General features: G+C 35.6%; 9 protein-coding genes. 5 read left to right on the top strand and 4 right to left on the bottom strand.

Annotated elements, in window-relative coordinates:
* The first annotated feature begins 53 nt into the window (after positions 1 to 53).
* The 5 genes from PBT91_RS06555 (at position 54) to PBT91_RS06535 (ending at position 9,843) form a co-directional block, all read left to right on the top strand.
* A complete protein-coding gene (locus PBT91_RS06555) occupies positions 54 to 647 on the top strand; it encodes an acyl carrier protein phosphodiesterase (RefSeq protein WP_270060977.1) in 594 nt (197 codons plus the stop codon).
* A 118-nt stretch (positions 648 to 765) separates the two neighbouring features.
* Entirely contained in the window at positions 766 to 3,597 is a 2,832-nt protein-coding gene (gene uvrA, locus PBT91_RS06550) for an excinuclease ABC subunit UvrA (RefSeq protein ID WP_270060976.1), read from the top strand.
* A 90-nt stretch (positions 3,598 to 3,687) separates the two neighbouring features.
* Positions 3,688 to 4,377, top strand: coding sequence for a TIGR00730 family Rossman fold protein (locus tag PBT91_RS06545; RefSeq protein WP_270060975.1), 690 nt, complete (start codon positions 3,688 to 3,690; stop codon positions 4,375 to 4,377).
* Positions 4,378 to 4,482: 105 nt separating this feature from the next.
* Positions 4,483 to 7,242: a metalloprotease gene (locus PBT91_RS06540; protein WP_270060974.1), complete on the top strand. Its 2,760-nt coding sequence runs from the start codon at positions 4,483 to 4,485 to the stop codon at positions 7,240 to 7,242.
* Between the two features lie 195 nt (positions 7,243 to 7,437).
* Positions 7,438 to 9,843, top strand: a complete 2,406-nt coding sequence (locus PBT91_RS06535) for an alpha-ketoacid dehydrogenase subunit alpha/beta (RefSeq protein WP_270060973.1) — start codon at positions 7,438 to 7,440, stop codon at positions 9,841 to 9,843.
* A 66-nt stretch (positions 9,844 to 9,909) separates the two neighbouring features.
* Here PBT91_RS06535 and PBT91_RS06530 read toward each other — a convergent pair whose 3' ends face one another.
* The 4 genes from PBT91_RS06530 to PBT91_RS06515 all read right to left on the bottom strand — a co-directional run bounded on the left by PBT91_RS06530 (position 9,910) and on the right by PBT91_RS06515 (position 13,762).
* Positions 9,910 to 10,770, bottom strand: a complete 861-nt coding sequence (locus PBT91_RS06530) for a right-handed parallel beta-helix repeat-containing protein (protein WP_270060972.1) — start codon at positions 10,768 to 10,770, stop codon at positions 9,910 to 9,912.
* Positions 10,771 to 10,885: 115 nt separating this feature from the next.
* Entirely contained in the window at positions 10,886 to 12,418 is a 1,533-nt protein-coding gene (locus PBT91_RS06525; RefSeq protein ID WP_270060971.1) for a PH domain-containing protein, read from the bottom strand.
* Entirely contained in the window at positions 12,411 to 12,935 is a 525-nt protein-coding gene (locus PBT91_RS06520) for a PH domain-containing protein (protein ID WP_270060970.1), read from the bottom strand. The genes PBT91_RS06525 and PBT91_RS06520 overlap by 8 nt, the downstream gene beginning before the upstream one ends.
* A complete protein-coding gene (locus PBT91_RS06515; protein ID WP_270060969.1) occupies positions 12,923 to 13,762 on the bottom strand; it encodes a 1,4-dihydroxy-2-naphthoyl-CoA synthase in 840 nt (279 codons plus the stop codon). The genes PBT91_RS06520 and PBT91_RS06515 overlap by 13 nt, the downstream gene beginning before the upstream one ends.
* Positions 13,763 to 14,043 lie beyond the last annotated feature (281 nt).

The raw sequence follows: 14,043 nt of genomic DNA, 5'->3' as shown, positions 1-14,043 counted from the left end.
CCTACTCAAAATCTTAACATAACTTAAAGAAGTAGATATTGTATATTGTGAAAATGAATTACCTCGCCCACATTTACCTTTCTGGCAATAACGACATGCTTAAAATCGGTAATTTTATCGCCGATTCTGTAAAAGGAAAGCAATATTTAGAATACCCAAAAGCCGTACAAAAGGGAATTACTTTACATCGCAATATCGATGAATTTACAGACTCTCACTCTATTGTTCACCAAAGTGTTCGCCGACTTTTTGAGAAATATTCGCATTACAGTACCGTAATCGTTGATATTTTATACGATCATTTTTTGGCAGCCAACTGGCAGGATTTTCATAAAACGAAATTAGAAGATTACAGTGCAGATTTTTACAATCTTATTCAAAATAATCCCGATGTGTTACCAAAACGGGTGAAAAATTTTATGCCCTATATGATCGAGCATAATTGGCTTGTTACCTATTCTACTATAGACGGAATTGGTCTAATTTTATCACAAATGAATAAGCGTACAAAATTTAGATCGAAAATGGACGAATCTGTAAACGAACTTCGAGAATATTATGATGAGTTTAAAGATGAATTCTATAGGTTTTTTGCTGAACTTGAAGAATTTTCAGAAAAAAGAAAAAAAGAACTACTAGAACAGTAATTGCCAATCGATAGTTTAAAAAAATCACTCAATTTTAGATTGAAATTAACAATGGTGAAACTTTGCTTACTTTTTAGTTCGCAATGCATTGAGTAACTTTGCGATCTTGATGAAAAATATGACGAAAACTGAAGAAAAAATAGAAGTTTTAGGAGCCAGAGTTCATAATTTAAAAAATATTGACGTAGAAATTCCACGTGAAAAATTAGTTGTGATCACGGGACTTTCAGGGTCTGGAAAATCTTCTCTTGCTTTTGATACGATTTATGCTGAAGGCCAACGCCGCTATATTGAAACATTTTCTGCTTACGCACGCCAGTTTCTTGGTGGCTTAGAACGTCCCGATGTCGATAAAATTGAAGGACTTTCTCCCGTAATTGCGATCGAGCAAAAAACCACTAGTAAAAATCCGCGTAGTACGGTAGGAACGATAACCGAGATTTACGATTTCTTGAGGCTTCTTTTTGCCCGTGCCGGTGAAGCTTACAGTTACAACACCGGTGAGAAAATGGTAAGTTATACCGATAATCAAATTAAAGAATTGATTATCGAACATTATAAGGATAAACGCGTAAGCATTTTGGCTCCCGTGGTGCGATCTAGAAAGGGACATTATAGAGAACTATTCGAAAATATAGCCAAACAGGGTTTTGTTAAAGTAAGAACCAACGGAGAGATTAGAGATATCGTAAAAGGCATGAAGCTAGATCGCTATAAAACGCACGATATAGAAATTGTAATCGACCGGCTTAAGATCGACGATAATACCGATGCGCAAAAACGTCTGGACGAGAGCATCAAAACCGCGATGTACCATGGTGATGATGTGCTGATGATCATGGAACAGGAAACCGGTGAGACGCGCTTTTTTAGTAGAAATCTAATGTGTCCTACAACCGGGATTTCATATCCAAACCCAGAACCTAATACTTTTTCTTTCAATTCTCCAAAAGGGGCTTGTCCTAGCTGTAATGGTATTGGTACACTCTATAAGGTTAATGAAGATCGAATTATACCAGATAAATCAAAGTCTATCAAAAAAGGCGGACTTGCGCCACATGGACCGCAAAAAAAGAATTGGGTATTTTCCCAACTTCAGCTTATTGCAGACCGATTTGACTTCAGCCTGAATGATCCTATTGAAAAAATTCCGAAGGAAGCCATGGATATGATCATGAATGGAGGGAAAGAGAAATTCAGTAAAGAATCTAAGACCATAGGCATTACTCGAGAATATAAAATCGATTTTGAAGGTGTTGCTACATTTATTGAAGAAACTTTTAAAAATAATGATTCTACTTCACTGCGACGATGGGCTAAAGAATATATGGACAAAATAGAATGTCCTACCTGTAATGGAAGTAGATTACGAAAAGAATCACTTTACTTTAAAATCGACGATAAAAATATTGCTGAATTAGCGAATCTTGATATTAGTGATCTGGTAGCTCTTTTTGAAAATATGGAAGATCGACTTTCAGAAAAACAAAAAAAGATCGCTACAGAAGTGGTTAAGGAGATTAGAACCCGACTTCAGTTTTTAGAAGATGTTGGGCTTACCTATTTAAACCTAAATCGAAGCTCTAAAAGTTTATCTGGTGGTGAAGCACAACGCATTCGATTGGCGACTCAAATTGGGTCGCAATTAGTTGGCGTACTTTATATTTTAGATGAACCAAGTATTGGTTTGCATCAGCGTGATAACGAAAAACTAATCAATTCCTTGGTTTCTTTGCGAGATATCGGAAATTCAGTAATCGTGGTAGAACACGACAAAGATATGATCGAACGTGCCGATCATGTAATTGATATTGGGCCAAAAGCAGGAAAACACGGTGGGGAAATTATTAGCCAGGGACCACCTTCAGAAATGCATAAAAACAGCACGCTTACTGCAGATTATTTAAGCGGTAAAAGAGAAATCGCTGTTCCGAAGGAAAGAAGAAAAGGCAACGGGAAGAAAATAAAACTTACTGGTGCTAGCGGAAATAACCTAAAAAATGTTTCAGTAGACTTTCCTCTGGGAAAAATGATCGCTGTAACTGGAGTTTCGGGAAGTGGAAAATCAACCTTAATCAATGAGACTCTTTACCCGATTATGAATGCGCATTACTTTAATGGCGTTAAAGAACCTCAACCTTATAAGAAAATAAAGGGATTAGATCATATCGATAAAGTAATTGATATCAATCAATCGCCGATTGGGCGCACGCCAAGAAGTAACCCGGCGACCTATACCGGTGTTTTTTCTGAAATCAGAAGCCTTTTCGCTAAAACTCCTGAAGCTTTAATTAGAGGTTATAAACCTGGGAGATTCAGTTTTAACGTAAAAGGTGGTCGATGTGAAACTTGTAAAGGTGGCGGACTTCGAGTAATCGAAATGAATTTTTTACCCGATGTTTATGTGGAATGTGAAACCTGCCACGGAAAAAGATTTAACCGCGAAACTTTAGAAATTAGGTATAAAGGCAAATCGATTGCAGATGTGTTAGAAATGACTATCGACGAAGCAACAGATTTCTTTGAGCCCATACCCAAAATCTATCGAAAATTAAATACAATTAAAAATGTTGGTTTAGGCTATATTACGCTTGGGCAACAAAGTACTACCTTATCTGGAGGTGAAGCTCAACGAATTAAATTAGCTACTGAATTATCTAAACGTGATACCGGCAATACATTTTATATTTTAGATGAACCCACAACCGGACTTCATTTTGAAGATATTAGAGTATTAATGGAAGTCCTTAATAAATTAACCGATAAAGGAAATACAGTTTTAATTATCGAGCATAATCTGGATGTTATTAAAATGGCAGATCATATTATCGATATTGGCCCAGAAGGTGGTAAAGGTGGCGGCGAAGTGATCGTTACCGGCACACCAGAAGAAGTCGCCAAAAACAAGAAAAGCCATACGGCTAGATTCCTAAAAAAAGAACTTAAATAAAAATTTTGAATTCGAACCGAGCGGATAACGAAAGTTAGATGGATTGGAACGAAAAATTTAATCCCGATTTTCGGGCAAAAGAATAAAAGAATGAGACCAAAACAAGGAGGAAAAACCTGGAACGAAATAAGAACAAACGATAGCTGGGCAATCTTTAAAATTATGGGCGAGTTTGTGAACGGATACGAAAAATTGAGTCAGATTGGCCCATGTGTTTCGATATTTGGTTCAGCTCGTACAAAACCCGATATGAAATATTATAAGCTTACTGAAGAAGTAGCGAAGAAAATAGTAGATCATGGCTACGGAATTATAACAGGTGGTGGTCCCGGGATTATGGAAGCAGGAAACAAAGGAGCACATCTTGCCGGAGGAACTTCAGTTGGACTTAATATTGAACTACCTTTTGAGCAGCACGACAATCCATATATTGACAATGATAAAAGTTTAGATTTCGATTATTTCTTTGTAAGAAAGGTAATGTTCGTTAAATATTCTCAGGGATTTGTAGTAATGCCGGGAGGTTTTGGAACTTTAGACGAATTGTTTGAAGCTATTACACTTATTCAAACCCATAAAATCGACAAGTTTCCTATAATTTTAGTGGGAAGCGATTTTTGGAGTGGTTTGGTAGAATGGATAAAAACTACGTTATTAGATAGTTTTAAAAACATTAGTGCTCCAGATATGGATCTTGTTCAGGTAGTTGATACTCCAGAGGAAGTAATTGAAATTCTGGATAAATTTTATGAAGAGTACAATTTAAGTCCTAACTTCTAAACCTTGATATCAAAGTTTTCGTAAGCATATTAGACACTAAAACCTAAAAGCCTTTTGAGAAACTTTCTTCTATTAATTTTATGTTGCCTAGTTAATATAACGAGCTTGGTCGCTCAGCATTATATTTCAATAGATGCTAGAATAAATAAAGAAGAGAGTAAAATTTATATTCAACAGGAAGTTAAATTTTTAAATACTTCCACAGAAGCAATTAGGGAAGTTTATCTAAATGATTGGGCGAATGCGTTTAAGGATAAAAGTACTCCCCTGGCACGGCGCTTTGAGGAAGAATACATAAGAAAATTTCATTTTTCTAAACCAGAAGAAAAAGGATATACTACGATAAATAATGTAAAACTGGATGGTGACAGTCTTATTTGGCTAAGACCTAAAGACCATCCAGATATTCTTCGGGTTCTGTTAAATAAAAAAATCGAACCTGGTGCATCAGTATTTCTTCATTTTGATTACAATATCAAATTGCCCAGCGATAAATTTACTCGCTTTGGTGTAGGCGATAAGGGAGATTACAAATTAAAATTCTGGTATTTAACTCCGGCTGTTTTTAATGGGGGTTGGAAAATTTATAGCCATAAAGATATTGGCGAGCAATTTACACCGCCTGCTGATATTGATATTCATCTAAATACACCTACCGAATTTAGTCCTTCGAGCTCATTAAATATTACCGAAAATTATGTTGAAGGCAATAGAAGACGCATTTCATTATCGGGGAAAAACCGGGTTGAATCTGAACTTTTACTTACCCAAACTTACCAGTTAGAAACCTTACCCGTTGGTCGCCATCGATTAGTAACTAATCTTGATGATGATGGTTTACAGCCAGAAATAAAAGATCTAATTCTTACTAGAATTTTTGATTTCTTAGAAGAACGTTTGGGTGCATATCCCCACAAAAAACTTTTAATTACCAGAGAAGATTATCTTAAAAATCCTGTTTATGGCTTAAACCAATTACCCGATTTTATAAGACCTTTCCCCGATGGTTTTAATTATGATATTCAGCAATTAAAAACAATTACCAACAATTTTCTTAGCAATAGCCTTTTACTTAATCCTAGAGAAGATCAATGGATTTATGATGCCATAGCTATTTCAATAATGATGGATTATGTAGATCGTTATTATCCAAAAATGAAACTTCTTGGTAGTCTTAGTAAAATTATAGGTCTTCGCTGGTTTCATGCAGCAGATCTGGAATTTAATGATCGCTATCAATTGCTTTATATGAATATGGCGCGAATGAATATCGATCAGCCTCTAAATGAACATAAAGATTCGCTATTAAAATTTAACCTTAATATTGCCAATCCTTATAAAGCCGGAATTGGAATAAAATATTTAGAAGATTATCTTGGAAGCACGGCTGTAAGAAATTCGATTTCTAAATTTTATTCAGAAAATAAATTAAAGCTGAGCAATGCAGAAGAATTTGCTTCGATACTTCGCAACAATACCGATAAGAATATCGATTGGTTTTTCGAGGACTATGTGAGTACTCGTAAAAAAATCGATTTCAAAATATCGAAACTCAAAAAATCTAAAGATTCACTTAAGGTTACAATTAAAAATCGTCGGGAAAATAGCCTGCCCGTTTCTCTATATGCGATTAGAAACGACCAAATAATTTACAAAACATGGGTAGACAGTATTAATAAGGAGAAAACGGTTACGATCCCGCGTAATGACGCCGAAAGAATTGCACTAAACTACGAGCAGATAATCCCTGAGTTTAATCAACGCAATAATTACAAAGGGGTTAGTAAATTATTCAACAAACCACTTCAGTTTAGATTACTAGAAGATGTTGAAGACCCACGATATACACAGGTTTTTTTTATGCCAGAGTTCGAATACAATTTATACGACGGTATAGCCTTAGGCCCTAAATTATATAATACAACATTTTTGTCACGCAATTTCAGTTTTAAATTATCTCCAAAATATGGTTTTAATAGTAATACAATCGTTGGGAGCGCAGGTTTAGATTACACTTGGCAATATCTAAATCGCGATTTAAGCACTATTAGAATGGGCATAAGTGGTAATAGATTTTCTTATGGATACGATTTGTATTATAGAAGATACACCCCTTATCTTAGCTTTTACTTTAGGCCGCAAAATCTTCGCGATAACGAAAGACAAACTTTATCCATAAGAAATGTAAATGTTTTTCGCGATGATAACCCGGAGATTGAAAATGAAACCCCTAATTACAATGTTTTCAATGTTCGCTATGCTTTTAGCAAATCGTATTTAGTAGATCGTACCTCAGCACTGATAGATTACCAGCTTGCAGAAAATTTTAGTAAAGTTTCATTAACACTTCAATATCGTAAGCTTTTCAAAAATAATCGCCAGTTAAATTTAAGATTTTTTGGTGGAGCATTTATTTATAGAGACATACAGGATTCAGATTACTTTAGCTTCGCTCTAGATCGCCCTACAGATTATTTGTTCGATTATAATTACTACGGAAGAAGCGAAGGCTCTGGATTATTTAGCCAGCAAATTATTATGGCTGAAGGCGGCTTTAAATCTCAGGTGATGCCAGAATACGCAAACCAATGGATTACTACAGTTAATGCAAGTACTAATATCTGGAAATGGATTTTTGCTTACGGTGATGCCGGAATAGTAAAAAACCAAGGCAAGAACAGCGAATTTCTATACGATTCAGGAGTTCGCGTAGCCCTTGTTGAAGACTATTTCGAATTATTTTTCCCGGTTTATTCAAATCTGGGCTGGGAAGTGGCTCAACCCAATTATGACCAAAAAATTCGATTTATAGTTTCTCTGGATATCAATACATTAATAAGATTATTTACCAGACGTTGGTACTAAAGGACTAGAATCCGAAAATTTCAGCAATATCTGCAAATTTTAAAGAATTCAACAAAAACTACAATTCACTAATATTTTTTAAATTATATTTAATTAATCGATGTTAAAATATGTTATATTTAAAATATCACGATTTTTATGAATTGTGTATAATTCTAATTTTCGCTATATTTGTATGATCCAAAAAAGAAGTTCATGCAAAGCGAAACCGAAACTAAAGAATCGATTTCTTACGAAGATTTTAAAACTCAGGTTTTAGAAGATTATAAAGTTGCCGTTACGAGCCGAGAATGTAGTTTACTGGGAAGACGAGAAGTACTAACCGGAAAAGCTAAATTTGGTATTTTTGGAGACGGAAAAGAATTGCCGCAACTTGCTATGGCAAAAAGCTTTAAAAACGGAGATTTTAGATCTGGTTACTATCGCGATCAAACGTTTATGATGGCGATTGGAGCTCTTACCATAGAAAACTTCTTTGCCGGTCTTTACGCCGATACAGATATTAATAATGAGCCAATGTCTGCAGGTCGCCAAATGGGTGGCCATTTTATTTCCCACAACATAAATGAAGACGGAAGTTGGAAAAATTTGATGGAGCAGAAAAACTCTAGTGCAGATATTTCTCCAACTGCAGGGCAAATGCCAAGATTATTAGGTTTGGCGCAAGCTTCTAAAATTTATCGTCATGTTGAAGGTATTGATGCTGAAAAATTTTCAGATAACGGAAATGAAATTGCATGGGGCACCATTGGAAATGCCAGTACCAGTGAAGGACATTTTTGGGAGACTGTAAACGCAGCAGGTGTTTTGCAAGTTCCAATGATCTTAAGCGTTTGGGATGATGAATACGGAATTTCTGTTCACGCAAAACATCAAACAACTAAAGAAAGTATTTCTGAAGTTTTAAAAGGTTTCCAAAGAGATGAAGATAAAAACAATGGTTACGAAATAATCGTTGTGAATGGTTGGGATTATGTGGCCCTTGTTGAAGCTTATGATAAAGCTCAGCAAATTGCCAGAGCAGAACATTGCCCGGTACTGATTCATGTGGTTGAGTTAACACAACCGCAAGGTCACTCGACCTCTGGATCTCACGAACGTTACAAAAGTGAAAAACGTCTTGCGTGGGAAAAAGAATATGATTGTAATACACAATTTAGAAAATGGATTATCGATAATAGATTCAGCACTCCTGAAGAGATTAGTGATTTAGAAAAGAATATTAAGCGAGAAGTACGAGAAGGTAAAAAACGCGCTTGGGAGGCTTATATTAATCCTAATAAACAAAGACAAAAAGAATTACTGCATCTTTTAAGCACGATAGCTAAGAAGAGTGAAGATGCAGAGAATATCAAGAAATTAATCAATGGGCTAAAAAGTTGCAAAGAGCCTCTTAAAAAGGATGTTCTTTCAACTGCGAGGAAAAGTTTAAGATATCTTATTAATTTTGAAGGTAGTGAAAAAAGAGATTTGCTAGCCTGGATGGAAGACTTCAAAGTCCAAACCGATGATGAATATAGCAGCCACCTTTATAGTAACAACAAAAAAATTGATGAAGAAATAAAACCAGTTTATAGTGACGAGTCGAAAACTGTGGATGCTAGAATTGTAATTCGTGATAATTTCGATAAGATTTTTGAAACTCGTCCAGAAACCTTAATTTTTGGAGAAGACGCTGGAGAAATTGGAGATGTAAACCAAGGTTTAGAAGGGCTTCAGAAAAAATATGGAGAATACCGTGTTGCCGATACAGGGATTAGAGAAGCGACGATCTTAGGCCAGGGTATTGGTTTATCTTTAAGAGGTTTACGTCCTATAGCTGAAATTCAGTATTTAGATTATGTAATGTACGCACTACAAACAATTAGTGACGATTTATCAACTTTACATTATCGTACCAAGGGAACACAAAAAAACCCACTTATTGTTAGAACTCGTGGACATCGCCTGGAAGGAATCTGGCATAGTGGATCGCAACTTGGTGGACTTTTAAATTTAATGCGAGGTGTATATGTTTTGGTTCCTAGAAACATGACAAAAGCTGCTGGCTTCTATAACAATCTTTTAGATTTAGATAATCCTGCATTAGTTATCGAATGTTTAAATGGCTATCGTTTAAAGGAAAAGCTGCCAGAAAATTTAGGAAAGTTCAAAACACCAATCGGAAAAGTAGAAACCATTAGAGAGGGTAAAGATATCACCATAGTATCTTATGGTTCAACACTTAGAATTATTGAACAGAGTGCTGAAGAACTAGCTGAAAGCGGAATAGATGTTGAAATTATCGATGTCCAATCTTTAGTTCCTTTTGATATTTCCAAAGACATTGTAGAAAGCGTTAAGAAAACTAGCCGTCTTCTGGTAATCGATGAGGATGTGCCAGGTGGGGCCTCTTCTTATATTTTACAACAAGTGCTGGAAGATCAAAATGCATGGAGATATTTGGATAGCAAACCACAAACGCTAACTGCCAAAGAACATCGCCCGGCGTACGGTAGTGATGGTGATTATTTTTCTAAGCCATCACCCGAGGATGTTTTTGAAAAAGTTTATGGCACTATGCATGAAACCAATCCAGAAAAATTCCCAAAATTTATCTAAGTATTATAAATTCTTAATATTAAAAAAGCCGCTATGTTAGCGGCTTTTTTTTAGATAATTATATAATTAATAAATTCTTGCAAAAAGTCCTTTCTGGTTTCCGGTACCACCGCTACCGCTAATATTCATATGTCCGGTATTTCCGTTCCCGTCGTAACCATAAGCAAGATTATTTTGGGCCCAACAGTTTGTAACGGTATGGCTTACATTTTGGTTAGCGCTACCTAATTTAAAACCATTTCCATCGCCATTAACTCCATAGCCATTATTATAGGCATTACAATTTTTAATGGAAACTGAATATGGCTGCCCGTATAAATCCCAACCATCATCAGAATTATGGGTGGCAGTGCAATTGTTAAACTGATTACCAGGTCCTGCAGATAATTTGCATGCATAACCATCTGCATTTTCTCCTCCGTTATTAGGATCGTAATTATCGTAAGAGTAACTATTATTAATACTGTTATGATGGGAGCCATTGTAAATTTGAAGCCCAGAATCTCCATTCCCATGGGTGGTTACATTATATACCCAATTATATCCACCATGCTGAAAAACAATCCCGCAATCTGGCGCATAGCGTATCGTCATATTACTAATATTCCAATAACTACCATTCACTTTAACACCCCAACCAGAAGAGATATTAGAACAATCTAAAGTTCCCCCTGTTAAATTAATTTTACCGCTCGAAGTTCCATTACGCAAAAGCTGTAACTGCTGGGTAAGATAAATGGTTCCGTTGATTGTTATTATATCACCCGGGTTTGCATTATTTACGGCGTTTCTCAATTGGGTCTCATTATAAACGCCAACGCTTGCGTCTAAAACTTTCAGATCATCTTCCGTTTTGTCCAGATCATCTTTGCTACAACTGGTAAAGATAAGACAGAATACGACAAAAATTTGTACAATTTTTTTCATGATAAATTAGTTTAAATAGGTTAATAAAATTTAAATAGGTAAACTAAAGATAAATAAGATTCGTCTTAAGAAAACGTTTTCGTGTAAAATTTAAGAAAATATTATAAGTTTAGGATTACATCCAGGCTTTATTGGTTCGTTCTATCGCATAAAGACAAAAGTTCATTTTGTGCAAAATGGCTTTATCAACGGCTCTAAATGTAATGTCCCCTGCAGCATTGTGAAAAATAACGTGTACAAGATTTCTCCCTTTATACCACAAAGGCTGTTTTACAGTAATGCCTTGTAATTTGTAGATTTCTACGATTTCGGTGCTTTCATCCCAAGCTGAATAGGATTTGGTTATAAACTCCTCTCCTATCTTTAAACATAGTGAATTATAAATTCTGAATTGTAAAATTGCATAGAGCAATACAAATACTGAAGCTACCAATATCCACCATCTAAACTCTATAAAATTAGTGAAGCATTGTAAAATTCCGATTGCAACCACTGGTATAACGCCTACAAGCAAACGACGCGATAATTCCACCCAATGCGGTCTAAAAGTAATACCGGATTCGTCTTTTGAAGACTGATAAAGAAAGGATTTTATTTTCTGAATCGTAGCTTTTTCCAATCCAGGAATCTGAATCACGCTTTTCTTATCGTTGTCTTCACTACTTGCTACCCATAAGCTGGCTTTGTATAAATTTAAGCGTTTTTGTATAGGATTGGTAACGATCTTTAAGATCTGAACCCTGATTGGTTTTAAGGAAACCCGTGTATTGGTACGCAAACCCATTTGAAGATCTAAACTGCTTTTGGTTTGCGTAAGATTAAGGTTAAAATATTTAATAAAAACCTCCGCAGTAGTAATAAAAATACTTAGTGCGAGCAGTAAAAAAATAAGTGCGGAAATAAACAAAATCGACTCGGTTGCCACACCTCCAATATCTTCAGTAAACTGTGATTCCCACTGTGATGTTTCTTCCCTGAAAAATTGATTCAGCTCATTAAAAATAGTGGAAATAAATACGAAGATAAGACCAAAACCTCTAAAGAAATTACTGCTTAAACCTGTTTTGATCAAAGTTGACAGGCTTAAACGATATGTCCATTTCTCTTTCTGAATTTCTTCAGTTTTGACTTCAGCGTTAATTTGATTCGCCTCTAAAACTTCAGTATCGGTATTCTTAGACTCCTTCAGACTATTTAGAATATCGGCCAATTGATTAGCATCTTCAGTATTTACAGCTTTTATTTCAACTTCTTTTTCATTACTTCCGGCAGTATCGATAACCAAACTATACACTCCGGCGATACGCTGTAAAATGCCTCGTTTAAAATTTACCTGCTGAATTTTATCAAAAGGAATCGACACAAAATCTGAATTAAAAACGCCTTTTTTCAGAATAAATTCTTCTGCTTCATAATCGATATGAAAGAGGAATTTTCTATAATCAAAATAGCTATAAATAGCGATCAAAACCAAAAGCACAGCAAGTCCCAAACCTATGTATAATAAAAAGTCACCATCTGGTCTTTTGAATACAAAATAGGCCAAAGCTGCCCAAAAACCTCTAACGAGCTTGTAAAGAGTAGAAGTAAAAATGAGTAGAATCCCTACTAAAGATTGCCGCTGCGGTATACTAAAAGCTTTAGCCATTTTCGTTAGCTATTTTACCTGCTAGAGTTTCTTTAAGTTTTTCGGCAATTATTGGATCTAAACCAGGGATTTTCACATCACTGCCACTACCACCGGCAGTAAAGATTTTAAGAGTAGAGAGATCGAGCCACTTATCTAGTAGGCTACGGCTTATAGATACATGCTGAATTCTATTGAAAGAAACAACAGTAGATTTACTCAAAAGAAATCCGCGTTTATAAATTAGATCTTTTTCTCTGATCGCGTAAGCATAGCGCGGCTGTTTTTTGATGAAGTTGAAGACCATAAATATTAAAAACAGCATTAAAATTCCGCTAATAATACTTCCAACCAGAACTTCTTTCTGAAAATACATAAAAACACCAAAGGCAATAATAAGTAGAAACCAAACACCTGTCTGTAACAGATGCTTGGTTAATAATTTTGCACGAACGGGATTCATAGCTACCTGCTCAAAATTTGGTAGTGTAGCGATATCGATCGTATTATTGCTAAATTGGGTCTCTACGGAATCCATTTTTTCTCAAAATTTGGCTTTCTTTTTTCCAGGAATGCGTTACGACCTTCTTTGGCTTCATCTGTCATATACGCCAAACGAGTGGCTTCACCAGCAAAAACCTGTTGTCCTACCATTCCGTCATCGGTTAAATTCATGGCAAACTTGAGCATTTTTATGGAAGTAGGTGATTTCGCAAGAATTTCCTGCGCCCATTGGTAAGCGGTATCTTCTAATTCTTCATGCGGAATTACAGCATTTACCATTCCCATATCGTAAGCTTCCTGCGCTGAATAATTTCGACCTAAAAAGAAAATTTCACGTGCTTTCTTTTGACCAACCATTTTGGCCAAATAAGCCGATCCATAACCTGCATCGAAACTGGTAACATCTGCATCGGTTTGTTTAAAAATAGCATGCTCTTTACTTGCTAAAGTAATGTCACAAACCACGTGCAAACTGTGACCACCACCAACAGCCCATCCTGGCACTACACAAATAACCGCTTTTGGCATAAAGCGAATTAACCGCTGTACTTCTAAAATATTTAAACGATGATAACCGTCTTCTCCTACATAACCCTGATGACCTCTGGCTTTTTGATCGCCACCACTGCAAAAAGAATACACTCCATCTTTTGGTGAAGGTCCTTCTGCAGAAAGTAAAACAGCGCCTATAGAAGTATCTTCGTGTGCATCCTGAAAAGCATCAAGTAACTCGCTCGTTGTTTTTGGTCGAAATGCGTTACGAACCTCTGGACGGTTAAATGCAATCCTGGCAACACCATTGCTCTTTTTATAAGTGATATCGTCGTATTCCTTAACTGTTTTCCAGTCAGCTTTTTCCATAATGTAAAATTTATGAAGTAAAAATAAGGTTTTGCAAGCAGTTTATAAAGTGAAAATTGGAGTTTGGACTTTACGTTTTGCGTTAAAAAGAAGCTCGCCATTTAATTATCTACAGAACAACTCTAATTTTTTATACATTTTGAATTAAAAGTGGACTGGATTTCTTCCTGAAGTTTAGAATACAACATTATAAAATCTCCGGTCTTTCTTGACTATTCTCTTTTGTCTGTTCTCTAGATTCTAAAAGCACAGCTATTTTAATTCTAATCTTAAAAAAATAG

The sequence above is a fragment of the Zunongwangia sp. HGR-M22 genome, from assembly GCF_027594425.1.
Lineage (GTDB): Bacteria > Bacteroidota > Bacteroidia > Flavobacteriales > Flavobacteriaceae > Zunongwangia.
This window is presented reverse-complemented; position numbering and strand designations above follow the sequence as displayed.